This window comes from Streptomyces sp. NPDC028308 (assembly GCF_055565855.1).
The window spans coordinates 231,720-257,127 of record NZ_JBVHTO010000008.1; the positions used below are offsets into that span (position 1 = coordinate 231,720).

Annotated in this window: 21 protein-coding genes and 1 pseudogene; 7 read left to right on the top strand and 15 right to left on the bottom strand. The window is 70.5% G+C overall.

All coding sequences use genetic code 11. The features are described 5' to 3' along the window. Nucleotides 1–32: 32 nt before the first annotated feature. Nucleotides 33–1,274 carry an MFS transporter gene (locus ACZ4VA_RS19965; protein WP_356170407.1) on the bottom strand — a complete coding sequence of 414 codons (1,242 nt, stop codon included), beginning with the start codon at nucleotides 1,272–1,274 and terminating at the stop codon, nucleotides 33–35. A 708-nt stretch (nucleotides 1,275–1,982) separates the two neighbouring features. Here ACZ4VA_RS19965 and ACZ4VA_RS19970 point away from each other — a divergent pair. The 6 genes and pseudogenes from ACZ4VA_RS19970 (at nucleotide 1,983) to ACZ4VA_RS19995 (ending at nucleotide 8,276) form a co-directional block, all read left to right on the top strand. Further along, on the top strand, nucleotides 1,983–2,753 hold the full coding sequence (locus tag ACZ4VA_RS19970; RefSeq protein ID WP_355791385.1) for a TIR domain-containing protein: 771 nt from the start codon (nucleotides 1,983–1,985) through the stop codon (nucleotides 2,751–2,753). After that, a complete protein-coding gene (locus tag ACZ4VA_RS19975; protein WP_355791382.1) occupies nucleotides 2,750–3,616 on the top strand; it encodes a macro domain-containing protein in 867 nt (288 codons plus the stop codon). Before ACZ4VA_RS19970 ends, ACZ4VA_RS19975 begins: the two co-directional genes overlap by 4 nt. A 35-nt stretch (nucleotides 3,617–3,651) precedes the next feature. Further along, a complete protein-coding gene (locus ACZ4VA_RS19980; protein WP_356170402.1) occupies nucleotides 3,652–4,941 on the top strand; it encodes a TIR-like protein FxsC in 1,290 nt (429 codons plus the stop codon). Next, the gene (gene fxsT, locus ACZ4VA_RS19985; protein WP_468082277.1) at nucleotides 4,907–7,507 is read left to right on the top strand and encodes an FxSxx-COOH system tetratricopeptide repeat protein; all 2,601 of its coding nucleotides are present in this window, start codon (nucleotides 4,907–4,909) and stop codon (nucleotides 7,505–7,507) included. The genes ACZ4VA_RS19980 and fxsT overlap by 35 nt, the downstream gene beginning before the upstream one ends. A 9-nt stretch (nucleotides 7,508–7,516) precedes the next feature. After that, nucleotides 7,517–7,588: pseudogene (locus ACZ4VA_RS19990) on the top strand (hypothetical protein); the annotation flags it as partial. Between the two features lie 88 nt (nucleotides 7,589–7,676). Then, nucleotides 7,677–8,276 (top strand): Tn3 family transposase, encoded by a 600-nt coding sequence (locus ACZ4VA_RS19995; RefSeq protein WP_468082278.1) that lies wholly within the window; start codon nucleotides 7,677–7,679, stop codon nucleotides 8,274–8,276. Here ACZ4VA_RS19995 and ACZ4VA_RS20000 read toward each other — a convergent pair. Beyond that, entirely contained in the window at nucleotides 8,194–8,961 is a 768-nt protein-coding gene (locus tag ACZ4VA_RS20000) for an AraC family transcriptional regulator (protein ID WP_356170393.1), read from the bottom strand. The genes ACZ4VA_RS19995 and ACZ4VA_RS20000 overlap by 83 nt on opposite strands. 54 nt (nucleotides 8,962–9,015) lie before the next feature. Here ACZ4VA_RS20000 and ACZ4VA_RS20005 point away from each other — a divergent pair, with 54 nt between their 5' ends. Further along, complete coding sequence (locus ACZ4VA_RS20005) at nucleotides 9,016–10,227, top strand: MFS transporter (RefSeq protein WP_356170390.1); 1,212 nt, start codon at nucleotides 9,016–9,018, stop codon at nucleotides 10,225–10,227. Between the two features lie 314 nt (nucleotides 10,228–10,541). Here ACZ4VA_RS20005 and ACZ4VA_RS20010 read toward each other — a convergent pair whose 3' ends face one another. The 13 genes from ACZ4VA_RS20010 to ACZ4VA_RS20070 form a co-directional block, all read right to left on the bottom strand. Further along, complete coding sequence (locus ACZ4VA_RS20010; RefSeq protein WP_355793473.1) at nucleotides 10,542–11,750, bottom strand: NAD(P)/FAD-dependent oxidoreductase; 1,209 nt, start codon at nucleotides 11,748–11,750, stop codon at nucleotides 10,542–10,544. Continuing rightward, complete coding sequence (locus ACZ4VA_RS20015; protein WP_452924185.1) at nucleotides 11,747–13,126, bottom strand: NAD(P)/FAD-dependent oxidoreductase; 1,380 nt, start codon at nucleotides 13,124–13,126, stop codon at nucleotides 11,747–11,749. Before ACZ4VA_RS20015 ends, ACZ4VA_RS20010 begins: the two co-directional genes overlap by 4 nt. Continuing rightward, complete coding sequence (locus ACZ4VA_RS20020; RefSeq protein WP_389391476.1) at nucleotides 13,123–15,219, bottom strand: molybdopterin oxidoreductase family protein; 2,097 nt, start codon at nucleotides 15,217–15,219, stop codon at nucleotides 13,123–13,125. The genes ACZ4VA_RS20015 and ACZ4VA_RS20020 overlap by 4 nt, the downstream gene beginning before the upstream one ends. Continuing rightward, nucleotides 15,212–16,585, bottom strand: a complete 1,374-nt coding sequence (locus tag ACZ4VA_RS20025) for a nitrate/nitrite transporter (RefSeq protein ID WP_356170379.1) — start codon at nucleotides 16,583–16,585, stop codon at nucleotides 15,212–15,214. The genes ACZ4VA_RS20020 and ACZ4VA_RS20025 overlap by 8 nt, the downstream gene beginning before the upstream one ends. A gap of 33 nt (nucleotides 16,586–16,618) precedes the next feature. Then, complete coding sequence (gene ssuE / locus ACZ4VA_RS20030) at nucleotides 16,619–17,152, bottom strand: NADPH-dependent FMN reductase (protein WP_355794507.1); 534 nt, start codon at nucleotides 17,150–17,152, stop codon at nucleotides 16,619–16,621. Between the two features lie 90 nt (nucleotides 17,153–17,242). Next, nucleotides 17,243–18,106, bottom strand: a complete 864-nt coding sequence (locus ACZ4VA_RS20035) for a PAS domain-containing protein (RefSeq protein ID WP_356170376.1) — start codon at nucleotides 18,104–18,106, stop codon at nucleotides 17,243–17,245. Between the two features lie 12 nt (nucleotides 18,107–18,118). Next, a complete protein-coding gene (locus ACZ4VA_RS20040) occupies nucleotides 18,119–18,856 on the bottom strand; it encodes a thioesterase II family protein (protein WP_468082279.1) in 738 nt (245 codons plus the stop codon). Nucleotides 18,857–18,884: 28 nt separating this feature from the next. Beyond that, nucleotides 18,885–19,115 (bottom strand): acyl carrier protein, encoded by a 231-nt coding sequence (locus ACZ4VA_RS20045; RefSeq protein ID WP_355789611.1) that lies wholly within the window; start codon nucleotides 19,113–19,115, stop codon nucleotides 18,885–18,887. A gap of 13 nt (nucleotides 19,116–19,128) precedes the next feature. After that, nucleotides 19,129–19,698, bottom strand: a complete 570-nt coding sequence (locus ACZ4VA_RS20050; RefSeq protein ID WP_356170369.1) for a GAF domain-containing protein — start codon at nucleotides 19,696–19,698, stop codon at nucleotides 19,129–19,131. Nucleotides 19,699–19,756: 58 nt separating this feature from the next. Next, a complete protein-coding gene (locus ACZ4VA_RS20055; RefSeq protein WP_468082280.1) occupies nucleotides 19,757–20,965 on the bottom strand; it encodes an acyl-CoA dehydrogenase family protein in 1,209 nt (402 codons plus the stop codon). Next, nucleotides 20,962–22,647 (bottom strand): amino acid adenylation domain-containing protein, encoded by a 1,686-nt coding sequence (locus ACZ4VA_RS20060; protein ID WP_356170364.1) that lies wholly within the window; start codon nucleotides 22,645–22,647, stop codon nucleotides 20,962–20,964. The genes ACZ4VA_RS20055 and ACZ4VA_RS20060 overlap by 4 nt, the downstream gene beginning before the upstream one ends. Nucleotides 22,648–22,687: 40 nt before the next feature. Further along, nucleotides 22,688–23,764, bottom strand: coding sequence for a methyltransferase (locus ACZ4VA_RS20065; RefSeq protein WP_468082281.1), 1,077 nt, complete (start codon nucleotides 23,762–23,764; stop codon nucleotides 22,688–22,690). 2 nt (nucleotides 23,765–23,766) lie between these two features. After that, entirely contained in the window at nucleotides 23,767–25,404 is a 1,638-nt protein-coding gene (locus ACZ4VA_RS20070) for a class I adenylate-forming enzyme family protein (protein WP_468082282.1), read from the bottom strand. Nucleotides 25,405–25,408 lie beyond the last annotated feature (4 nt).

Here is a 25,408-nt window from a genome sequence, read left to right on the forward strand (position 1 = left end):
TCAGTTAGCGGCCCCCGGCCGGGGGGCGGGAGTCAGCCTGCGGTCTTCGTGAAGTCCAGGTCGGCGTGGCGGACGGCGTGGGAGGCGGTGGAGACCGTGGCGCCGAGCATGCTGATGCAGCCGAAGAGGAGGAAGGTGGGGCCGGCGCCCCACCCTTCCACCAGGAGGCCGAAGAGCGGGAACATCACCGGGGTGATGCCGACCGCGCTGAGCGCCTGGACGGAGGCGACCCGGCCCTGGAAGGCGAGGGCGGTGTTGGCCTGCATCAGGGCAAGAGCCAGACCGCCGCAGAGGCCGGAGACCAGGCCGGAGACGAGCGCCACGGCGACTGCGAGGGCGAGGTTCGGCATGACGCCGATCAGGCCGATGCCGGCGGAGGCGACGAGCAGGGTGATGTTGTGCCAGTGGCCGGCCCGGGGGAAGCGGCCGCGCACGACGAGCAGGAACGAGGTCGAGCAGACGCCGGCGCTGAGGGCGGCGTTCACCCAGGCACCGCCGGAGGGTCCCCAGCCGCGTTCCTCGGCGAGCATGATGACGCCGATCGCCATGGGCGGGATGCAGCCGATCATGGAGAGCAGTCCGGAGAGGACGAGTGGGCCGACGACGGGCTCGTGGCGAAGGTAGGCGATGCCGTCGAGCAGGTCGCGGCGGACGGTGGAGTCTGGGGCGGGCTGTTCCGCGGGCGGCAGCGGGGCGAGCCGGACCGCGACCAGGAGGAACAGCGAGAGGGTGAAGAGTGCGCCGGTCACGGCGAACGCGGCGGCGGGGCCGCCAAGCCCCATCGAGAATCCGGTGAGCGGCGGGCCGGCGATGTGGCCGGACCGCTGCACCAGATTGCGCAGGCTCTGCAGCCTCATCAGCTGGTCGCGGCCGGTGAGCCGGGGCGGCATGGCTCCGACTGCCGGCATGAACAGGGCGTCCACGACGCCGAAGACGAGGGCGAGCGCGACGAGCAACCAGAGGCCGGGGGTGCTGAACGCGAGCGCTGCGGCGGCCGAGAGGATCACCACGGCGCGGACCGCGTCAGAGGAGATCACCACCCTGCGCGGGCCGAACCGGTCGGCGATCACCCCGCCGCCGAGCATGAGGATCGCCCGGGGTATCGCGCCGACCGCCATCACCAGGCCGACCTGGGCCGGTCCGGCCACCTTCTGTGCGGCCCAGCCCAGCGCCACGAAGTAGGCGGCGTCGCCGACTACGGAGAAGGTGTAGGCGATCAGCCAGCGCAGGACGTTGCCGTCCCGGTGCACCGGGGTGGAGGGGGTATCGGCCACGGCGGGGGCGGGCGGGGCCACGTCGTGAAGAGGTTCATCTGCTCGCGAGGTCACAAACGCGCATGATCTCCCACAACGTTGGCCCGTACAACGGAATTGCCGGCCGGAGGTTGACTCTCCGGCGGCGGCGCGGACCACCACCGTCAGCCGCTACCAGCGGACCAGGAGACTCCGGGCGTCGCGGATGAGGCCTGCGATCCAAGTACCGGTGGGGCCGTCCGGAGCGAGCTCCGGGAAGCGACAAGGCGTACTCCTCCCGCGCCAACCGCCCCACGGAGTACCTATGGGGGCCGGGAAGCCGCAGTGACGCCCTGACCTGGCTGGCTTCCGACTCGCATCGCTCATCCTCTGGCTCCGCGAGCAGTGATCATTTGTCAGACACCGCCTAGGCTGGCTTTCCGTCACCAGTCACGAGGGCGATGGCATCCGCGTCGTGGAGCAGGGCCCGATTGACCTGGCTGCAGTCGCTCCAGTCGACAACTGCGGCGTACGTGTCGAGGTGATCCGCCGGACGCTGGTGTCGTCGTAGCGCAGTTCGTCTGTCGGGTCGGCAGAGGAGCCCGTAGTCGGACGGCTGCGTCACCTGCTTGTCGGTGTGGTTGCGGAGACTGTGCGAGTACTCACGCGCCCCCGGGGAGCCCGAGTAGCTGGCGCACGGTGCGGGTAGCCCTTGGGGGCGGATGAGGCGGGCGGGGCCGGGGGGCAGACGTGCTGAAGATCTTTCTGAGCTGGTCGGGTGAGCCCGCCAAAGAGTGCGCCAAGCTGCTCCACAGATGGCTGCCGCGTTTTAACGCGGCGATCAAGCCGTTCGTCTCCTCCGAGGACATCAGGAAGGGAGACCGTGGTCTTCAGCGGATCGCCGAACAGCTGGAGGGCTGCTCGTTCGGGATCGTCTGCGTCAATCGGTCCAACCGCGACGCGCCCTGGATCAACTTCGAGTCCGGGGCGCTGTCGCGCCAGGTCTCGGAGGGCAAGGTGATCCCGTTCCTGTTCGGAGCCACGACACTGCGAGATCTGGTCGACAGCCCGTTGCAGCAGTTCCAGGCCGTGGTAGCGGAGTCGGAGAGCGATGTGCTGGCCATGGTCAAGGCGATTAACGCCAGGTGCGAGCCGGCGGCGGACGAGGTCGCCATCAACGAGCTCTTCGAGTTGATCTGGCCCAGGATGCAGGCGGGTCTGCAGGAGATCGCCGCGCGCCCCGTGGCCGGGAAAGAGTCCGAGGTGTCACCGCCGCGGCCCGCAGAGGAGATCCTGGACGATTTGTTGATCCTGATCAGGGAGCAGGTGAACAGGATCACCGATCTGGAACGGGCAGTGCGGGCGTTGAGTCCGGACAACCCCCGGCGGACGCCATTTAAGGGCCTGTTCGACGATGTGAGCCTGACGCCCGTCGATGGCGTCGAGGAGGCGGCGTCCGGCGGGGAGTCAGAGCTCTCGCCCCTGGACAGGGAGCGACAGCAACGGCAGAGGGAACGGTGATCGGCTATAGCCTGCGCGTACTCCTCCACACGCCGCAGGGTCTGCGTTTGCTGGCTCGCGAATGCGCTGTGCAATTCGGTTTGGTGTCCGGTGCCACCCAGCTGTACCTGGCGTTCTGGCCGGACAGTTCCCTGCCGCGCTGGCCGGCGTTGCTGGGTATCGTCGTACTGGCCACAATCGGCGGTGTGCTGCGGTCCTGGCCGCGGTCCACCGTCAGCCGCGAGTTCACCGGTCCGGGCTTTACAGTGACTGTGCAGGTCGGCGATCTCTTTGACCGCGAGTCTCATCTGGTCGTTGGGTTCAACGACGTATTCGACACCGATACGAGTGACGAGCGGCTGATCGTCCGGCGCAGCGTCCAGGGGCAGTTCCTGCACCGTGTCTACGCCGGGGACCTCGCACGCCTGGACGGCGACCTCGCCACGGCGCTCCGCGAGGTGGGCCCGGTGGGATTGGAGGAGCGGTCGGCGAAGCGAGCGGGCAAGCTGGTGCGCTATCCCGTTGGGACCGTCGCCGTGCTGGATGGGCAGGGCCGGCGGTTCTTCTGCGCCGCATACGGGCGGATGGGTGCCGACCTGGTCATCTCCTCCGGGGCGGACCAGCTCTGGCACACCCTCTGGCGGCTGTGGACCGCCGTTCATCTACACGGGCAGCGGGAAGCGGTCGCCATGCCGGTCATCGGGGCGGGCCTGGCCCGCATCGACAGCATGGACCACAAGGCGCTGCTGAAACTCATCCTGCTGTCGTTTGTGACCAGGTCGCGGGAGAGTGTCGTCTGTAAGTCCCTCACGGTCGTGGTACATCCGGGGGACTATGACAAAGTAGACATGCTGGAACTCGGCATGTTTCTGCGAAGCCTGTGACCCGGGCCGGTCGCCGAGACGAGGGGGCGTCACCGATGGACGATCCGTGCGGTTACAGCAGGGCGCCCTATTTCTTCCTTAGTTACGCCCACACGCCGAAGCGCGGTAGCCAAGGCGACATGGATCCGGACATGTGGGTGTGGCGGCTCTTCCGCGATCTGTGTGATCACATTCTCCAGTTGACGGCCGAGCCTGCGGGTTCCCCGGTGGGTTTCATAGACCGGACCACGACCGTCGGGGAGGGCTGGCACGAACGGCTTACGGAGGCGTTGGCGACCTGCCGGGTGTTCGTCCCCTTGTACTCCCCCCGCTACTTCAGAAGCGACATGTGCGGCAGGGAGTGGTACGCCTTCTCCCAGCGCATGGCACTGCAAACGGCCCGCTCGTTCGGCGAGGTGGCTCCGATCGTGCCTGCTCTGTGGGTTCCGGTGCACCCGGCTCAGTTGCCCTTCACCGCGGCCGCGCTGCAGTTCAACCACAGTGGTTTCGGAGCCGCCTACGCCGAGGAGGGCTTCTACGGGCTCATAAAGTTGAAGTACCTCCGAGACGAGTACGAGAGGGCTGTCTACCTGCTGGCGAAGCGGATCGTGCAGGTCGCAGAGGAGACGACACTGGCTCCTGGGCACAGCCCGTCGTTCGACTCGTTGCCCAGCGCCTTCGGCGCGTCCGGCGCGGAGCAGACGCTGAAGATCGTCATCGTCTCCTCTCCGGGAGAGGGCGCAGTCGATGACGATGACCGGGGTGGTGGCAAGTCCGCGGTGCCGGACTGGAATCCGTACGAGCACGCACGGCCGCTCGCCGAGTTGGCCGCCTACCTGGCCCGGAACCTCGACTACCGGGCGACCGTCCTGTCGTTTGACGACGTGTCGCCGGAGGATCTGCTGACCGGTGGGGCCCTTTCCGGACCCGCGTTGCTGCTCGTGGACCCGGGGGCGCTGCTTGAACCGGAGCGGCGTGAACGTCTGTCAGCCCTGGACTCCAGTGTCCCCCCATGGGTCGGGGTCATGGTCCCCGGGAGCGCCCCTCAGCCCGGTGTACGGGACCAGGAGCATCCCGGCCCACCTGACCTGGAGACCGTGGCTCCGCTCATGAGCAGGCGTTGCCGCGCCGTCTCCCGGGTTGCGGTCACGGGGGTGGCGACGGCGGAGATGTTTAGCGAGGTTTTCCCGAAGCTCGCGAAGGCGATGAGCGCGCAGTTCGCGACGCATGCCCCGTCCTACCCGCCGGCCGGGCCACCGGGACGGCCCTCCTTATACGCCGATGGTCCCGAACTTGCGGCTGGGACGCGGCATGAGCAGGAGGCGCACGGTGACTGGAGGGCGTGAGGGACGCATCGTCACCTTCTACTCGTACAAGGGTGGAGTGGGCCGCACCATGGCCGTCGCGAACATCGCGTGGATCCTGGCTTCCAACGGCCATCGGGTGCTGGCCTGCGACTGGGATCTTGAAGCCCCGGGCCTGCACCACTACTTCCGCCCGTTCCTGCCTACCGCCGCGCTGGGCTCCACGACCGGAATCGTCGACCTCTTCGCCGATCACGCCGTACTGGCCAGGGGCCGCGGGCCGAGGGGCAGGGACCTGTACGCCCAAACCGCGCGGGTGCGCCCGCACGCCCTGTCAGTCGAGTGGGCCTTCCCGGGCGGCGGTTCCCTGGACTTTCTGTCAGCCGGCCGACAGAACGCGGAATATCTCGGCACGCTGGCCTCTCTCTCCTGGGACTACGTCGGCGGCCCGTTTCTCAGCGCGTTGCGCGAGGACATGCGGCGCAACTACGACTACGTGCTGATCGACAGCCGTACCGGGCTGAGCAACGCCGTCGAGATCTGCACCGTGGATCTGCCCGACGTGCTGGTCAGCTGCTTCACCCTGAACGTCCAGAGCATCGAGGGAGCGGCCAGGACGGCCCGGTACATCGGTCACAACTCCCCGGGTTGGGAGATCCGGATCCTGCCGGTGCCCATGCGGGTGGGCGGGCCCGACATGTCGAGGCTCGCGGCCGGACTGCAGCGGGCCAGGAACTCCTTCGAGGGCCTGCCGTCGGGTCTGTCGAGCGCGGCCGCCGACCGGTACTGGGCGGAAGTCGCGATCCCCGACCAGCCGAAGTACGGGTGCGAGGAGATCCTTGCCGTCTTCGGTGACGTCTCGGGCGAACCGAGCAGCCTCCTCACCGCCTACGAGCGGCTTACATCGGCGATCACGGACGGTCTGGTCGACCGGTTGCCGGTGCTCGACGAAAGTTTGCGAAAGCGGCATCTGGCTTCCTTCACCCTTCCCGTCCCGGCGCGGGCGGTGCCCGTCGTGCTGGCGCACGCTCCCGCAGACCGGTTGTGGGCGGAGTGGATCGGCTGGGCGCTGCGCGGCGCGGGCTTCCAGGTGCTGCCGCCGGATTCCGGCGCCCTTTCCGGAACTCCAGTCGTCGTCGTGGTCTCCCCCAATTTCCAGGGCTCGCCGCGTACCCGCACGATGCTGGCTGTCTCGAACGGTTCGGACGGCGCGCCGGGCGAAGCCGCCCGGGTGGTGCCCGTCATGGTCGAGCCGGTGGCGCTGCCACCGCGACTGGCCGGTCTCGTGCCGGTTGACCTGACCGGGCTGGACGAGGCCGGTGCCGCAGCGGCAGTGCTCCAGGCCCTCGATCAGCCAGCCCCGTGGGACGGGGTGCTCGATCCTGCCCGTCCGAGTTTCCCGGCGCGTCAGCCGGTGGTGTGGCGGGTGCCTGGCCGGGACACCGCTTTCGTGGGCCGTGACCTGGTGCTCGACCGACTGCATGACAGCCTCGCGGTCAGCAGGTCAGTGGTGGTGCTCCCGGACGGCGGGCTCCCTGGTGTGGGACGGCGGCGGCTCGCGGTCGAATATGCACACAGGTTCCGTGCCGACTACAACCTCGTCTGGTGGATACCGGCCGGCACGGCGCACGCGGCGACGGCGTCGCTCGCCCGGCTCGCGGAGGCGCTGTGGCCCGGCACGCTGCTGGACGGAGTTGAGGCGGCCTGCGCCCGGGTGGTGGAGGCGCTCGCCGCCGACCGTCCGCACGGCAGGTGGCTGCTGGTGTTCGACGACGCGGGCGGTCCCGGCGAGTTGGCCGGCCTGGTGCCGTCCGGCTCCGGCCGAGTATTGATCACCTCACGCTCTGCGGTTTGGGCAGAGGGCATGGAGACCGTTCAGCTCGGCGCCTTCAGCCGGGAGGAGAGCGTTGAGCTGCTGCGCGGACGGGTCTCCGGCTTGAGGGAGCCCGACGCGGACCGGGTGGCCTCGGCGGTCGGGGACCTTCCGCTCGCCGTGGCCCAGGCCGCAACCTGGTTGAGCGAGACGGAGACGTCCGCGGCGACTTACCTGCGTGAGCTGGCTCGAGCCGGAGCCCTGCCGGCGTCGCCGATCACGGCCTGTTGCCGAGTCGCCCTCGCCGGTCTTCGTGAGGTGTCTCCAGCCGCAGCCCGGCTGCTGCAGGTATGCGGCGAGCTCGCTCCGACCCCGCTGCCGCTGGACGTGCTGGTTCGCAGCGAAAGCCTGGCGGGAGTGCTGTGGACGGGCCGGTCCGGCCGGGCCGATCCGCTGAGATTCATGGCGGTTCTCCAGGAGGCGGGCCGTAGTGGACTGCTAGAGGTGGACAGGCAGGCCCAGACACTGCGGATGCACCGAGCCATACAGTCCGTGGTCCAAGCGGAGGTCGCCCCAGACGACCGAGAGGCGGTCCGTCATCACACGCACCTCGTACTGGCGGAAGCGGTACGGAGCCAGCCGGACAACGCGCTCGACGACGAGGCACCGGAAGGCCTCCAAGCGTTGTGGCCGCACTTAGACCACACGGAGGCGGAACATTGCGCTTCACCCGAGATCAAGTCCGCACTAATGCGGCGGGCCTTACGCAGTGCTCCGAGGGGCGCTGCCGGCTAGGCCGTTTCGATTAGATCATCGGATCGTTGGACCGGGTGTGTCGCGGAGTTCGCCTCGGTCGCCACCAGGGAGGCGGTCCCGGAGGCGGCGCTGCGGCGCCGGCTGCTCCTGGTGCTGTTCGCGCTGGGCGCGAACATGGGCGTCAAGCGGGTCGCGGTCACCGACAAGCATGGCGAGAGCGAGGCTGTCCTGCGCTGTCCTGCGCCGGGTACGGCACCTGTTCGTCAACCGCACCAACCTGCGCGCCGCCCTGGTCCGCCTCGTCAACGCCACCTTCGCCGCCCGCGATCAGGCGTGGTGGAGCGAGGGCACTGCCTGCGCGTCGGATTCGAAGAAGTTCGGGTCCTGGTCCAGCAACTTCATGACGTCGAGAAGAAGTCACTGTGAGACAGTTTTTGATCAACCCTGGCTAGTGCGCTCTCTCGCGCTGACACGCGCCCCCGCCCAGCGGTATCTCGCTGCCTTCATCGTCATAGCCAGACGCGCGATAGGCAAGAAGCCGTCCGTACGGCATTGGTTCGAGGAGTCGTGTTCCCTGGCCGCGCGGGCCCGCGCCGTCCTCGGCGGTAAGGGCATGGGCGATGTGTTCTCCGAGACCCGCGAAAGGCCGGGACGGCGTCGGCGTCGGCGTCGGCGTCGGCGTCGGCGTCGGCGTCGGCGTCGGCGTCGGCGTCGGCCGGACCGAACTACGCGGGCGGGTCCGGTGCCGCTGCTACGTCCTGGGCACGTCCGGGGGTGTAGCCGAAGGCGCGTCGGAAGACGTCGATGAACGCGCTCGCCGAGGACCAGCCGCACCGGTGGGCGACCGTGGTCACCGGCACACCGTCGGCGAGGAGTATCAGGGCGTGTGAGAGGCGGAGTTGGGTGCGCCACTGGGGGAACGTCATGCCGAGGTCGCTTTGGAACTGCCGGGACAGGGTGCGGGAGCCGGCGCCGACCTCTTTGCCCAGAGCCGTGAGCGTGCGGTTGTCCGCCGGGTCCGCGTGCAGGATCGCGCACAGCGCCTTCAACTGCGGTGCTCTCGGTGTGGGTACGTGCAGGGGCCGCTGGGGGGCGATCCGCAACTGGTCGCAGAGGACGGCACGCAGGCGCCGGTGCTCGGGTGTGCCGTCCGCCGAGTCGCCGGTGCAGGCGAGGATCAGTTCCCGCAACAGTGGGCCGACGCTGAGCACGGTGGGTCTGTCGGCGGCCAGGGGGCGGGTCTTGGCCGGGATGCCGATCAGGTGCAGTTCCAGTTCGCCGTGTGCCTGGTGGGAGTGCACGGTGCCGGCCGGTACCCAGATCGCCCGGGTGCCGGGGGCGATCCACGAGCCGACGTCGGTGGTGACGGTCAGGACGCCGCGGCCCGCGTAGACGAGCTGGTGGTCGTCGTGGCGGTGGGCGTCGATGCCCGCCCCCGGGGCTAGTCGGCGGGCGCTGGTCGGTGCCACCGGCAGGTGGCGGATCTGCGTCATTAATTGGCAGTTTATCGGAAGCACGACAGGCGGGCCACAGACGACGATAGCGGCATGCCAAAGAACAAGTCGATCGTTCTGCTGTCGGTCGGACACGCCTGCGTAGACGTCTACCAGGGCGCGGTGGCGGCTCTGGTCCCCTTCTTCGTCGCCGAGCGCGACTACACCTACGCGGCGGCCTCGGGCATCGTCTTGGCGGCCAGCCTGCTGTCCTCCGTCGTGCAGCCCCTCTTTGGAGCACTCACCGATCGGCACGCCCTGCCCTGGCTGCTGCCGGTCAGCACCGTCGTGGGGGGACTGGGGGTGGCCCTGTCCGGGATCGGCGGTTCGTACCCGCTCACGCTCGCCTTTGTGGCCTTGTCCGGCATCGGCATCGCCGCCTACCACCCGGAGTCCGCGCGGGTGGCACGGGCGGCCAGCCAGGGCAGCCACAGCTCCATGGGATGGTTCTCCCTGGGCGGCAATGTCGGCTTCGCCGCTGCTCCCGTCCTGGTGAGCGCCGTCATCGCCACCGGCGGACTGCGCTTTTCCCCTCTGCTGATCCTGCCCGCTCTGGCCGGCAGCGCTCTGACACTGCCGGTGCTGCGGGCGCTGGAGGGAACGCCGTCCGCAGCCGGCGGCAAGAGCACTGCGGAGGGAACGAACGACTGGCCCTCGTTCCTGCGGCTGTCGCTGGCGGTGGTGTGCCGGTCCGTCGTGTTCGTCGGCATGAGCACCTTCGTCGCCTTCCATGTCCGTGAGCAGACGGGCGGCGGCACCGCGGCGGGCACGGCCGCGCTGTTCGTGCTCTACCTCGGCGGCGCCGTCGGCACCGTCGCGGGCAGCAGGCTCGCGCACCGCTGGGACCGGGTCACCGTGGTGAGCACCTCCTACCTCGTCACCGTCGGGGCCGTCATCGGTGTCGTCTTCATACCTGGCCCCGTGGTCTACCTGTTCGTCGCTCTCACCTCGATCGGCCTCTACGTCCCCTTCTCCCTGCAGGTCACCCTCGCCCAGGACTACCTGCCCACCCGCGTCGGAACCGCCAGCGGCATCACGCTCGGCCTCATGGTCAGTGTCGGCGGCCTGACCAGCCCTGTCATCGGCAGCATTGCCGATGCCACCACGCTGCGCACGGCCCTGACGCCCCTGATCGCGATGCCCGCCCTGAGCTGGCTGCTGTTCCGGAGTCTGCCTGAACCGGCCGTACCCAAGCTGCTGTCGCGAGACGACGGGGCTGCCGCCCCGGAGACCGAGAACTCCACCCCCGAGCACAGCGGCAGGTGAGCATGCCGACCGCCACCGCAACCGCCTGCCAGCGAGTCACGGAAGGACGACAAGATGCCATGCGACCTCCGGTGACCCGGCCGGCGCCCTCGGGCGCGAAGCCGCTGGAAGCGGCCCACGAAACCTGCCCGCTGGCCCCGTGGGGCTGCCGCAGCACATTGCCGCAACCCCACTGGCGGCTGGTGTCGGAGCACGCCACCTCGGACGGTCACGTCGAGTACTGCCGTTGCAGCTGTGCGGCGTTCGTGATCCTGCGCGAGGGTGAGGTGGCGGCCTTCACGGCACCGGACCGTGCCCGGGGCGTCTCGTCGGGATCAGGGCAGCAGTAGCTCCTCCAGATCCGCCGGAGGCGGATGGCCGACCAGGGAAGTGAGCCGGGAGCGGGAGCGGGTGTCGCCCGCCAGGATGCCGCCGAGCAGCGTACCGGTGTCCGGCTGCAGGAAAATCTTGGCGTAGCGGGCAGTGCCTTCGGAGAAGGTCACCTCGACCGTCCCCCGGGGGTCCTGGGGGTGGTTCGTGGTGCCGAAGGTGGCAACGTGAACGCCCAGGAGCTTGAGGGCTGTTGCGTCGTCGGTCCGGCTGAATGGATCCGCGTCCCGGCCCACGAGCTGCGCCGCAACGGACTCGGCCATGGCGTAGCCGGGGGCGACCAGACCGTGGCAGCGGCCCTGTACGGCGGCGCACTCGCCGATCGCCCAGACGCGCGGGTCGGCGGTTCGGCAGTAGGAGTCGACGAGGAAGCCGCCGCGCTCGCCGCGGGCCAGGCCGAGCAGCCCGGCCAGTTCGTCGCGGGGACGGATGCCCGCGGCGAAGACCACCAGGTCCGCCTCCAGCGTGGTGCCGTTCCCGAGCGTGACCGCGCCCACGCTGCCGTCGGGCCGGGCATGCACTTGCGTGACTGCGGTGCCGCAGTGCAGACGGAGGCCGTGTGCATGGGCCTGTGACTGAAGCACCTCGGCGGCGGCCGGGTCGAGCTGCACGGGCATCAGATGGGGTGCGGTTTCCACCACGTGGGTGCGTGTGCCGAGCCGGCTCAGGGCATGGGCCGCCTCCAGACCGAGGAGACCGCCGCCGACCACGATGCCCCGGCTGCCGGGGCGTGCCGTACGGCGGATGGCGTCCAGGTCCTCGAAGGTGCGGTAGACGAAGCAGTGCGTGAGATCTCGGCCCGGGACCGGGGGGACGAAGGGGCGGGAGCCGGTGGCCAGGACCAGGGCGTCGTAGCGGATTCGGTGCCCGCCTGACGTGTGCACCGTGCGTGTGGTCCGGTCGGCACGGACGATGGGCTGCGCCAGGAGCAGTTCTATGCGGGGGTCGGCGTGAAAGTCCCGGCCGGTCAGGGTGAGGTCGGCCCTGCTGCGGCCGGTCAGGTAGCCGGACAGGGCCATGCGGTCGTAGGCCGGGTGGGGTTCCTCGGCACAGATCACGATGTGCCAGTCGCGTGCGGTGTCCAGGGTGCGCAGCCGCTCCGCGAGCCGGTGCCCGATCATGCCGTGTCCCGCGATCACCAGGGTCGCGGTCATAGGGTCCGGGCCTCCTCGTGCCGCGGCTGTCGCGCCCACCGTGCGCAGAGCTCCGCGACCTCGCGTCCGCAGCCGCCGCAGCCGGTCGTGGCCCGGGTGGCGGTGGCGAGCGCGGTGACGGTACGGGCGCCGGCTCGCCATGCTTTGGCGAGGGCTTGGCGCTGGACGTTGTTGCACAGGCAGACCAGGGCGTCCTCGGGCGCGTCGAGGTCCGTCGAGGCGGGTTGCGGCGGCCCGCCGAGGATCAGCCTCAGCCGGTCGCCGGGCAGCGGCCGGCCGTGCCGGTGGAACTCGCCCAGGGAGGCGATGGCGTCCGGCAGGCCGAACAGTACGGCTGCGACGAGGTGTTCGCCGCGCAGCGTGACCCTGGCGTAGCGGCCCTGGTTCCGGTCGGTGTAGATGAGGCAGCGCACCGCCCCGTCGGCCCGTGTGTCCGGTGTGCCTATGCAGGCCACCTCGGCGATGTCGGCACGCAGCCGGAACACCGTGGGCGTGCTGCGGTGCGGGGGCGCGTCGTGCCTGGTGAGGATTCGGGCGAGGCTGTCGGCCTGCGCCCAGGCGGCCTCGATGCCGCCCAGAGTCTGGCCCTGGTGCTCGGCGCAGTCCCCGATGGCGTGGATGTGCGGGTCGTTCGAGCGCAGCCGGTCGTCGACGAGGATTCCGGTTCGCACGCGCAGTCCGGCCGCCCGGGCGAGGCCCACGTCGGGCAGCGTGCCGGTGCACAGGACGAGCGTGCCGGCAAGCGGGGTCCCGTCGTCGAGGAGTACACGGCCGGGTTCGCGAGCGGTGACGGTGCGGCCGCCGCGCACAGTGACACCCGCGTGTACCAGGGCTTGGGTGAGCAGGGCGGAGGCGGTCTCGCCGAGCCGTTCGTACAGGGGGTGGGGGGTGCTGCAGACGAGCGTGGTGGCTGTGCCGCGGGCGGCGAGGGCGGCGGCGGTCTCCACGCCCAGTGGCCCGCCGCCGAGGACGACCACGTGGTCACCGGTGATCCGCGCGCAGTCCGCCGCGGTGCGCAGCACGGTCACGCCGGGCCCGCTCGCGCCCCGGAACCGGGGTACGGCGGTGCGTGCCCCGGTGGCGAGGACCAGGACGTCGTATGGGTGGATGATCCCGGATGCGTGTACCTGGCGTCGCGCGCGGTCGATGTGCGTGACCGTCGTGCTGCAGCGCACCTCGGTGCCGGGTGGGGGTGGTAGGCGCAGTTCCTCTGGAGTGGCCCGGCCGGTGAGGACGTAGGACAACAGGGGGCGGTGGTAGGTGGGTTCCGGTTCGGCGCCCAGGACTGTGACGGGGCCCTGGTGGCCGTGGTGGTACAGCCGGCCGGCGAGGCGGTGGCTTGCCGGGCCGCCTCCGACGATGAGGATCCGGCTCATGGCGTGGCCTCCGGAAGCGCTTCGAGGCGTACGGCGCTGAGCTTGAACTCGGGCATGCCGCTGCGTGGGTCGAGGGCGGGGTGGGTGAAGAGGTTGGCTCGGCCCTCGCCCGGAAAATGGAACGGCACGAAGAGGGTGTCCGGGCGCATCGTCGCGTCGAACCGTGCGCGGGCCGTCATGCTGCCGCGGGCGGAGGTGATCCGGGCGAGGCCGTGGTCGGCGAGGCCGGCGCGGGCGGCGGTGTCGGGGTGTACGGAAATGAACGGCTCGGGGACAGCTCCGTTGAGTTCGGCGACGCGACGCGTCTGGGACCCGGACTGGTAGTGGGCGAGGACCCTGCCGGTGAGGGCGTGCATCGGGTACGCGGTGCTGGTGTGTTCGGCGGGGCCGTGGTGGTCGACATCGGCGAACCGCGCTCTGCCGTCGGGGTGCGCGAACCGCTCCAGGAAGAGCCGGGGCGTGCCCGGGTGCGCGGGTTCGGTGTCGGGGCAGGGCCAGTGGAGGGTCTCGCCGGCGTCCAGGCGCGGGTAACTGATCCCGGAGTAGTCGGCGCGGCCGCCCCGGGATGCCGCGCGCAGTTCGTCGAACACGTCCTTCGGATCGGTCGGGTAGCGGTGGGCGGGCTCCCCGAGCCGGACCGCGAGGCCGTGCAGGACCTCCAGGTCGCTGCGGACGTGGGGCGGTGGTGGCAGCAGGGCGCGGCGGCGCAGCACTCTGCCCTCCAGGCTGGTCAGGGTGCCGTCCTCCTCGGCCCACTGGGTGACGGGCAGCACGATGTCGGCCGTCTGGGCGGTCTCGGAGGGCACGAAGTCGGCCACCACCAGCAGATCCAGCGAGGCCAGGCGTTGCGCCACGTGCGCGGCGTGCGGCGCCGACACCAGGGGGTTCGATCCGAAGACCAGTAGAGCGCGCGGCCCCGTGCCGTGTCCGAGCGAGTCCAGGAGTTCGTAGGCGGTGCGCCCGGGGCCGGGGAGGGCGTCGGCGTGCACACCCCAGACACCGGCTACGTGGGCGCGTGCGGCGGGGTCGGTGAGGGAGCGGTAACCGGGCAGCTGGTCGCTCTTTTGCCCGTGCTCGCGCCCGCCTTGGCCGTTGCCCTGCCCGGTCAGGCAGCCGTAGCCGCCGTGGCCGGAGCCGGGCAGGCCGAGTGCGAGCGCGAGGTTGATGAACGCGGCCGCGGTGTCGGTGCCCTGGCGGTGCTGTTCGACGCCCCGCCCGGTGAGGACGTAGGCGTCGTCGGCCGCCGCGAGCAGCCGGACGGCGGTGCGCTGGGTGCTTGCCGGGACGCCGGTGACGGCTTCGACGCGCTCGGGCCACCACGCCATCGCCCGGCGTGCGGCGGCCTCGAAGCCGTGGGTGCGGCGCCGGATGTACTGCGTGTCGGTGAGTCCTTCGACGACGGCGATGTGCAGCAGGCCCAGGGCGAGGGCGAGGTCGGTGCCCGGGGCGGGCCGGAGGTGCAGCGTGGCGCGTTGAGCGGTGGCGGTGCGCCGGGGGTCGATGACGATGAGTTCCGCCCGGTCCAGGTGCTGCATGAGGGGCGGCATGGTCTCGGCGACGTTCGCGCCGGCCAGCAGCACTGTGCCGGCGGTCGCGAGGTCGGTGACGGGGAAGGGCAGGCCGCGGTCCACACCGAGAGCGGCGTTGCCGGCTGCGGCGGCGGACGACATGCAGAACCGGCCGTTGTAGTCGATCTGGCTCGTGCCCAGCGTCAGCCGGGCGAACTTGCCCAGCAGGTAGGCCTTTTCGTTGGTGAGTGCGCCGCCGCCGAAAACGGCGACCGCGTCGGGCCCGTACCTCGTGCGCAGCTCACGCAGTCGCCCGGCGACCGTGTCGAGGGCCTCGTTCCAGGTGACGGGGGTGAGGCGGCCGTCGGCGGCGCGCATCAGAGGCTCGGTCAGCCGGTCGGCGGCGGACAGCACGTCGGGCGCGGTCCAGCCCTTTTGACACAGTCGGCCACGGTTGACGTCGAAGTCCGCCGGGCGCACGGTCACGCCCCTGTCGCGGTCGCCGGCCAGCCGGGTACCGCACTGCAGGGCGCAGTAGGGGCAGTGCGTGTGCACTTCGCGTGTGCGGTCGGGGGCTTCAGACACGGCTGGCCACCCTTGCGCCGGCCGGGGTGGCCGGTTCCGCGGGCGGCCGGCGTAGGTAGACGGTCCGGATGAGCAGCATGCACAGGATGTAGTAGCCGAGGAAGGTGAGGAAGGCGGGTGTGCCGGAGCCGGAGCCGTCGGAGTACGAGAGCTTGAAGGCGATGTTGATGGCGGCGCCGCCGAGTGCGCCGATCGCCCCGGCGATGGCGATGACCGCCCCGGACAGCCGGCGGGCCCGGGCGAACGCGGCGCTTGCGTCCTGTCCTTCGGTGATCTTCGCCTCGGCGCGTCCGGCGTGGATGGCGGGGATCATTTTGTAGGTGGAGCCGTTACCGATGCCGCTGAGGACGAACAGGGCGGTGAAACCGGTCACGAACAGGGGCAGGGAGTTCGCCCGGGAGGCGCCGATCAGGACGAGGGTGCCGCCGCCCATGGCGAGGAAGTTCCAGAAGGTCACCTTGGCGCCGCCCAGCCGGTCGGCCAGCAGTCCGCCCAGCGGCCGGGCCATGGAACCGAGCAGCGGGCCGAGGAAGGTGTAGCCGACGGCGGTGAGCGGGGTGGCGTCGAACTCGTTCTGCAGCACCAGGCCGAAGGCGAAGCCGTAGCCGATGAACGAGCCGAACGTGCCGATGTACAGGGCGGAGATCCACCAGGTGTCCCGGTCTCGGGCGGCCTCGCGCTGGGCGCCGGGGACGGTCCGCACGGCGTCGACGTTGTCCATCCGCCAGGCCGCGAGCAGCGCGAGGAGCACGATCAGCGGCAGGTAGACGGCCGCGACGTACGAGGGATGGGTGCGGCCTGCCACCGAGATGACGGCGAGTCCGACCAGTTGCACGGCCGCCACCCCGAGGTTCCCGCCGCCCGCGTTCAGGCCCAGCGCCCAGCCCTGGTGGCGCTGCGGATACAGGGCGGTGACGTTCGTCATGGAGGAGGCGAAGTTGCCGCCGCCCACCCCGGCCAGGGCGCCGATGAGCAGGAACACCCACAGCGGGGTGCCGGGCCGCCCCACGAAGTACAGGGCGAGCACGGTCGGCACGAGCAGGATCGCGGTGGCGAAGACGGTCCAGTTCCGGCCGCCGAAGCGGGTGACTGCGAAGCTGTAGGGCAGTCGCAGCAGGGCACCGACGATCGTGGGCGTGGCCACCAGCAGAAACTTCTCCCCCGGGTCGAACCCGAGCCCGATGTCGGGCGACATGAACAGCACGAGGACGGACCACAGGGTCCATACCGAGAAGCCGATGTGCTCGCAGAGTACGGACAGGACGAGGTTGCGGCGTGCGATCCTGCGGCCGTATCGCTCCCAGGCGTCCTGGTCCTCGGGGTCCCAGCCGACGAGCCACTGTCCCTTGTCCGGGTGGTCAACCATGGTGTGGCTCCAGCGGAATCGGATTGGTCCGGCTCATGAGGCCGAGACGAGAGACTTGCGGAACTGCTCGATCACGTCGTCGAGCAGCTGCGCGCTCTGCGGGAGCAGTCGCGGCCGGTCCTCGTGCAGCACCAGGTGCTGGTTCAGGAGGAAGACGCTCTGCACCACGTGTCGTGCGCCCAGGGCGTGGGCCACGGGCCGCAGCGCGTAGTCGAGGACGAGGAGATGGGCGAGGCTGCCGCCGGTGGCCAGGGGCAGCACGGTCTTCTGCCCGAATCCGTGTCGGGGCAGCAGGTCCAGGAACGTTTTGAGCAGGCCCGAGAAGCTCGCCTTGTATGTCGGTGTGGCGAGGACGATGCCGTCGGCTCGCGAGACCTGTTGGATGGCTTCGGCGATCGCGGGGTCCGCGACGTCGGCGTTCATCAGTGGTGCGGCCGGCAGGGTGCGCACTCGTAGGTGTCCGACGTGCCACTCGTACTCGGCGAGGCGTCGCGCGACGTGGTCGCCGACGGCTTCGGTTTTGGAGGTCGCGGACGGGCTGCCGGAAATGACCAATACGTGGGACACAGCCACCCCTGGGGTCGTGTGGTCCGTTCGGGAAACCTGCGGTTGCCGGGCGGGCGGGGCGGGCGCCCGGCCCGCCCCGCCCGCCGGGCGTCAGGCGGGCCAGCCGAAGGCGCTGATGCTGTCGCGGGCGCGCTGCGGCTCGGGATCGCTGAAGACGAAGCAGCGGGTGTTGGAGACGCTGCCGCCTTCGGCCTGGGCGGTCGAGAAGATGAGCACGGGCTTCGGGGTGCCCTCCCGGGTGAGGAAGTTGGCCCGGAAGTTGATGATCGGCGAGTCCTCGTCCCAGCGTCCGAGGAAGTCGTCGAGCAGCCCCTTGTCCTCGTAGATGGTGCGGATGTGCCCGCCGACGTACTCGGCCGGCGACGCGGTGTACCCGACGAGGGCCACGTCCGCGGGGTTGGCGTGCATGACCTGGCCGTTGACTCCGATCAGGTGGATCGCCACCGGGGCGACCTCGTAGAACTCCCGCATCACGTCTTCGTGCTCCTTGGTGGGAGCCAGAGCGGGCAGCGGGCACTGGTCGACGGCACGGATCCAGGACGCCGCGTCCGAGGTGACGTCCTGGGAGCTGTCGTTGGAGACCGGAAGCCGCTCGCCGAGCTCGGGCCGGCTCACCCAGTGGATCCGGGTGGCGTCGCCGCTGCCGGTCAGGACGGCGTTCACCCAGGAAGCCCGCTCGTGCCCGCCTTCGGCGTCGCGGTAGGTGACTTGGACGTTCTCGATCCGCTGTTCCTTCTCCAGTCGCTGGATCAGTGCCGTGAGGCCGTCCTGTGAGCTGTCGAGCAGGATGCGGCCACCCAGGTGGGCGGCCTCACCGCCCATCAGCACGGACTGAGCCCGGTTGTGCAGCACGACGGCGCCGGTGGCGTCGGTCACCGCGATACCTACCGAGCTGTTGGTGATGACATCGATCAACTGCTCGACCGACGGTGCGTTCTGCTGGTCGTTCGGCATTGCTGTCTCCATTCAGTTCGGGGTGAGGGGACGCGAAGGGTTGGGATGTCGGCCGTGGTGGACGATGCGGGTGAGGGTGTCCGCGATCGCCTGCCGGCCGGACAGGTAGTAGTCGTGGCCGCCGGGGAAGGTGAACATCCCCAGGCAAGGGCCGCTGGTGACGTTCTTCCACGCCTCCATCTCCGCCGGGCGCGCGAAGGGGTCGGAGGTGCCGCACAGCAGCGCCACCGGTGCTTGCACCCTCTGGCGGGTGGTGCGGTACTCGTCCCGCATCCGCAGGTCCCGGTCCATCCACTGCTCCGCGGCGCCGTCCTGCTCGGACGCCCGGAGAGCGGCGAATGCGGTGGCCAGCAGGGAGCGGGGTGCGCTGCCCGGCTCGCGGGCTCCCGACACGGACAGGCTCGCTGCCTCGCAGACGGACCCGGCCTCGAAGCGCAGCGTCAGTTCATAGGCGTACAGCGCGCCCAGGCTGTGCCCGAAGAAGTGCAGCCGGTGGCCCTGCAGGGTCTCGGCCAGCTCGGCGGCCCAGCGGTCGGCAGCCTCGTGCACGGAGCTTGGTGACTCCTCGGCCGCCAGCCGGCCGCGCCCGGGCATCTCGCAGTGCGCGGCCGGCAGGATGTCCGGGAGGTGTTCGCCTATCTCGAAGTACGGCGAAGTGACGCAGCCGGCGGGCGGCAGGAACACGACGACGTCCTCGGCCCTTTCGACATCGCCCTGGATGACTACGGATCGTCCGGTCGTGGTGCCCATTCACCTCTCCCCGCACGGGTGTCTGCCTCTACTGGAAGAAGTTCTGCTCGATGCCCTTGAGGGTGCGAAAGGAGTCGAGGCTGACGTCGTTCGACTCCAGTGCGGTGCCGCGCAGGTCCTCGATGTAGAGGACGAGTTCGACGAACTGCAGGGAGTCGACGATGCGCGAGCCGATGATGTCGGTCTCGGGCTCCAGTTCCGTCAGGTCCGGATTGCGCTCGAGAATCCAGTCGCGTACGTCCGTCCAGGTCGCGGTCATCAGCTCTCCCCGCTCACTGTCCGGCGCGAGCGGACAGGGCGAGGAGTGCGTTGAACGCCCCGACCCGGTCGGCTACTTCGCAGGCGAGCGCCAGGTCCCCGGGGCTGAAGGGGCCCCGGCGGTGCTTCGCCGCGCGGGCCAGCACGAGGTGACCGCCGGACAGCCCCCGGTAGGCCAGCGAGAGGACCACCGCCGAGTCGCAGCCGCCTTCGCGCAGGAGTTCCAGGTGGCGCGGGTCGGTCTTGCCGACGAGTCCCTCGTGTTCGCTGACGACGATCTGCCGCTGCTCCGTCTCGATGGCCAGAGCGCGCAATGCCTCCAGGGTGGCCGCCAGTTCGTCCGGTGCCTGGACGACCGCCTGGCCCCGGCCGGGTCCGGCGTCCAGCGAGACGCCGGTGGCGAAGAACGGCACACAGGTGCGGGCCACCGCCGGGACGACGTCCGCCACGTCCTGGGTCTCCCGGACGGTGGTGCTGATGTGCGCGACGAAGCCCAGTGACTCCTCGGCCGCTTTGCGCCCCGCGATGTACTTCAGGGCGGTGTTCCAGTTCTGCGTGGAGCTTTCGGCGGTGTTTCCAGGCATGGCGATTCCTCGGGAGAGTGAGAGGTGGGTGCGGTGACTGCCGGAGAGGGGTGGAGGATCAGCCGAAACGGACGTCCGGGTCGAGCAGGCACAGCCGCCCGTCGGCCAGGTGCAGCCGGTCGTTGCTGTAGTTGAGGACGGCCGAGCGCAGATCGCGCAGGGCCTTCTCCAAGCGGGTCGGCGAGTCCTGGAGGTAGCCGTGCCTGAGGCCGACCGCGTCGATCAGTTCCTCGACGGCGGCGTGGCACTCCTCGGCCGCCGTGATCTTGAGGTTGTTCAGAAGCAGCTGGTGACCGGTGAGCGACCAGTCCGTGCCCGACTCCGCCAGTTCCTGGGTGCGGCGCAACAGCGCGTGCACGGTCTCCAGTCGCTGCCGGGCGCGGGACAGCCGGGTGAGCAGCAGCTCGGAGCCCAGGTCGAAGCGTTTACGGCCGGCCGGGTCGCGCAGCAGGTGCAGTACCCGGGACAGCGCACCGGAGGCCGTGCCGAGCCAGGCGGCCGACCAGCCGATGTGAGCGAGCGGGCCGAAGACGGACTGCACGATGCGGTGGAAGGCGCCGTGCTCGCCGATCACCTGATGGCCGGGGATGCGGCCGGTGAGCCTGAGCGGCAGGCTGTGGGTGGCGCGCATCCCCATCGGGTTCCACTGACCGGTCACCTCCACCTGCAACTGGTGGCGGTGGGCGTAGACGAGGGAGACGTGGTGGTCCGCCGTGGCGTGCGGGCTGCGCATGGTGATCAGGAAGCCGTCCGCGGAGCTGCCGCCGGTCGAGATGGGGACCGCCCGGTCCACCTCCAGCATGCCCCGGGTCTCGTGCAGCGGGGCTTGGGACTTGAACAGGTCGGCGCCCTTGCCGCCTTCGGTGGTCACCGAGGCGAGGTACAGCTTGCCCTCGGCCAGCAGCGGGATCAGTTCCTCACGCAGCGGCGACGCGGCGTGCCGTACCACCGCCTCGGCCTGCTGGCAGTGCATCACGAAGATCATGGCCAGGGACATGTCGGTGCGTCCGAGCACCATGCCTGCCTCGATCAGGTCACCGAGGCCGCCGCCGAGGCCGCCCTCCTCCTTTGGCACCTGCAGGCCGAGCAGGCGGGTGCTGCGCAGCTGGGCCAGTGCCTCCTCGGGGAACGTCGCGTCCCGCTCGGTGCGGTCCAGGTGCTGCTCGGCGGCCCGGGTCACCGCCGAGAGGCGTTGCGCGAGGTCGGGAACGCCGGTGCGGTCCGTCCCTTCGCGTGCGCGGGCCGTCGTTGCTGTCGCCGTGGTCATCGTGCCCCTTTCCGGGTGCTGGCCGTGGCCGCCGTGAGCGACCGGTAGTCGGTCTTTCCGTTGCGGCTCAGCGGCAGCGCGTCCCATTGCCGCCAGCGCCGCGGCACCATCACCGGGGGCAGGGCAGCGCTCAGCGCCTGTCGCAGTTCCGCCTGCGCCACTTCGGTGCGCAGGGTGTAGTGGGCGACGAGTTCGCTGACGGCGCCTTCGTCGGAGACGGTGACGGCGCAGCTCTCGACGCCGGGGTGCCGGCTCAGGACGGCTTCGATCTCGCCGAGTTCCATCCGGACACCGCCGACCTTCACCTGCCGGTCACCGCGTCCCAGGTAGTGCACGAGTGCGTTCTCGACACGGGCGAGGTCACCGGTGCGGTAGATCCGGCCGGTCGCGGAGCCCGGTTCGAAGGGGTCGTGGAAGAAGGCGCGCTCGGTGGTGGCGGGATCGTTGAGGTAGCCGCGGCCGACGCAGGTGCCGCCGACGAACAGTTCACCGTTCTCGCCCGGTTCGGCCGGCCGCCAGGTGCCGTCGCCGGTCGGAAGCAGGACGTGCAGGGTGCAGTTGGCGACTGGCCTGCCGACCGGAAGCCTGGGGCGAGTCAGGTCGGCGCGGGTCACGACGTGCAGAGCGACGTCGTCGGAGCATTCCGCGGGCCCGTAGGCGTTGACGAGGTGAACGTGCGGCAGCGTGTCGAGCACCTGCTCCGCCAGGGCGGGGTACAGCTCCTCGCCGGTGGACAGCAGCCACCGCAGTCCCGGCAGGGCCGGTCCCTGCTGCCGCCAGATCTCGTCGACGAGCCGGCTGACGACGGTGGGCACCAGTTCCACGACGCTCACGGCCGCGGCATCGAGGGCACCGAGCAGCCACCGCGGCATACGCATGACGGCGTCATCGAGGACGACGACCCTGCCGCCGACCAGGAAGGGGCAGAGCATCTGCCAGATGGAGATGTCGAAGACCAGCGGGGCCGAGAAGGCGACGGCGTCCTCGGGCCCGAGGGACAGGTCGGCCACCTTGGACCACAGATGGTTGAGCAGGCCCCGGTGCTCGATGGTGGCGCCCTTGGGGTGACCGGTGGTGCCGGAGGTGAAGATCGTGTAGCGGGCTTCACCGCTGCGGTCGCTGTAGGGGCCCTCGTCCAGGCCGCCCGGCCTGGCTTTCTTCGGCAGAGCCAAGACCGCGAATCCTCCGGCGTCGGCGGCTTGGCGGGCGGCGGAGGCGGCGCCGGCGGAGTAGTCGACCAGCAGGGCGGCTCTGCTGCGCTCGAGGACGTCCCGGACCCGGTCCTGCGGCCAGCTCGGGTCGATCGGCAGGTACGACGCCCCGACGCTCTCCAGGGCGAGGAAGACGACCGGTGTGTGTGCGCTGCGCGGCCCTACGGCGGCGACGGTGTCACCGGCGCGCACACCGTGCGCACGCAGTGCGTCCCGTGCCGCGGCGACCCGGCCGAGCAGCCCAGCGTAGGTGAGTGTGCGTTCGCCGTCGACAACGGCGCAGGCGTCCGGCCGCGACCGGGCGTTGCGGACGACGTGGTCGAGGAGCGCGGTCGCCGTGTCGAGGTCCACGGGGTTGCGCAGGGCCAGCTCCCGTGCCCGGGTGACGGCGCCCGGTGCCAGGGGCAGTTCGGGGTGGAGCCGTGGGCGGTCGTCGGCGGTCTGGTGCGGGGGCGGGGCCTGACTGGTCAAGGTCTCTCCTGGTCCGTGGGGGCATGCGGGCAGGGATCGGTCAGCCGGGGGCGGCGACGAGGAGGTGTGTCTCCAGGGGAAGCCGGTGCTGGGACTCCACGGCGAATCCGGCCTTTTCGAGGAGGGCGCGGTAGTGCGCCTCGTCCCGCTCGCGGCCGCCGCCGAGCACCACCAGCATGTGCATGTTGTAGCCCTGGGTGAGCGAGGAGCCGGTGCCCTTGGTGAGGATGCGCTCCAGGATCACCAGCCGGGCGCCCGGGCTCATCGCGCGGCGGCAGTTGGTGAGGATCCGGTGGCAGGCGTCGTCGTCGAAGCAGTGCAGTATGCGCGAGAGGAGGTAGACGTCGCCGTCCGGCGGGACGGACTCGAAGAAGTTGCCGGCGATCCGTTCGCAGCGGTTTGCGTGCACGGTGGCGATCGGGCGGCTCGCTGCCTCCTCGATCACATGCGGTGCGTCGAACAGTACGGCGCGCGGGCCAGGGTTCGCCTTCAGGATCTCGTCGAGGAGCGCTCCGTGCCCCCCGGCGACATCCACGATCCGGCGTGCCGCGGAGAAGTCGAAGGCGCGGGCGACCTCGGCGAAGAAGGGAGTGCCCGCCACCATGGCGCGTTCGTACGTCAGCGAGACGTCGGGGTTCTGGTGGAGATACGAGAACAGGTCGCTGCCGAAGACGTGGGTGAACGCCGAGCGTCCGCTGCGCAGCGAGTGGGACAGGGCGCCCCACGCCTGGTAGAAGTGCGAGCCGTAGATGCGGACGTGGTCGCTCATCGAGCCGGGTGCGTCGGTGCGCAGCAACTCGCCGACAGGCGTGAGGGCGTAACCGCTCCGGTCGTCGCCCTCGACGACGCCGAGGCTCTCCAGGAACAGCAGCAGCCGTCCCAGGGCGTCGGCGTCCGTGTTGGTGCGCAACGCCAGGTCGACGGTGGGGATGCGGCCTGCGGCCGCGATGCCGTCGGCGATGCCCAGTTCGGTCGCCAGGAAGACGGCCTGCGTCTTCCAGAAGCCTGCCATCAGCTCGATGAGCTGTCGGCCTGCGGTGTCTTCGACCGTGTGCCGCACGGTCGCCGGCTTTGCCGTGTCGTGCGTGGTCGCTCCCACGCTCCGCTGGTTTTCCATGTTCAGGCACCCACCGTCTTGTCCGCGTCGTCGCCGGTTGTGTCGGGGTGTCGTAGGGCCTCCCGCACGAGCCGGGCCAGTTCGGGCCGCTGGATCTTCCGGGTGGAGGTCCGCGGCAGGTCGTCGTACCGGAACTGCCGGAATTCCGCCATCGGGGGCAGGTCCAGGACGGCCCGGCGCCAGCGGCGTTGGTCGAGCGGCAGTTCGTCGCGGGTGGCCACCACCGGGACCGGTTCGCCGGCCGGGCCTGCCACAATGACCACTTCGCGCAGTTCGTCGAGGCGGCTCATCAGCAGGTCCTCGACGGCGAGGTTGCTGTCCAGGGTCTCGATGCGGTCCGTTTCGCGGTCCATCAGGTGGAGCAGTCCCCAGCGGCTGAGCCGGCCGAGGTCGCCGACCCGCCACCAGCCGTCGTGCATCTGATCGGCATACCGTTCGTCCTCACCGAGGTAGGTGAGGATGCGGGTCCGGCTGCGGACCTCGATGTGGCCGGTCCGGCCGGGTGGCACCTTCTCTCCCGCGTCGTCGACGACTCGCATCGAGATGAAGCCGGGCAGCGGCAGTCCGACGCAGCGCCCGTCGGCTTTGTGGGCCGTGCGGCGGGTGTACCAGCGGCCGGCCATCGGGCCGACCTCCGACTGGCCGTAGAACTGCACGAATACCGGGAACCTGGCCCGGGAGGCCGCCAGCATCCGCTGGATGGTGCGCGGGTGCATCGCGTCGAAGGTGGCACCGAACACCTTGACCCCGGCCAGGGGGTCGTCGGGCGCGCGGTCGAGTTCCTCCCAGTCGACGTAGGTGTTGGGGTGGGTCTCCAGGTATCCGGGCCGGGTCCGCGCGAGCAGCGGCCCGATGGACGCCGGGTCCGGGTCTATGGCGATCACCAGGGGGTTGCCGTGGCCGAGGAACATGGCCAGGCCCTGGTAGAAGCGTGAATGGACGAGCGTGATGCACAGCGCGGCCGTCTCCCGCGCCCGAATCGGCCAGGAGACCAGACGCTGGGGCACCAGCCGGTGCCAGCCCGCCTCGGGGGTCTGCACCGCCAGCTTGGGGGTGCCGGTGGTGCCCGAGCTGTGTGTGATCAGGGACGGCTCGCGGGGGTGGAGGAACACCGGCGGGCGACGGGGCGCGTCCGCGTGGGAGGCGAGCAGGTCGACCTCGCCGGTGTGGCCCCGCGGTGCGGCCCCGGCCGACAGCAGCGTCCTGCGGACGGTGCCGTCCAACGGTATGTGGCGCAGTTGGCCGGCCAGGATGTCGCCGTCGGTCAGCAGCCACGGCTGTTCAAGCCGAAGGAGCAGCCGGGCCGCCGTCGGGCCGTCGAGGGAGGGGGAAAGGAGTGCGGGCACGGCACCGATCCGGGACACCGCGCAGGCGAGCAGGGCGATGTCGAAGTTCTCCGACTTGTACAGCGCCACGCGTTCGGTGGGCCGGACGCCGGCGGCCCACAGTCGGGCCGCCAGCTCGTCGGTCTGTTCGGCGAGTTCACCGACCGTGAAGCGGGTCCCGCTGTCGGGGGCCCACTGTGGCGGGTGGTCGAGGATCACGCTGGTCGAGGCATCGCGGCGGGCGGCGGCGTGGAAGATGTCGCCGATGTAGAAGCCGTTCCCGCGGGTGGCTCGGCCCAAGAGGGTGTGCAGCACAGTG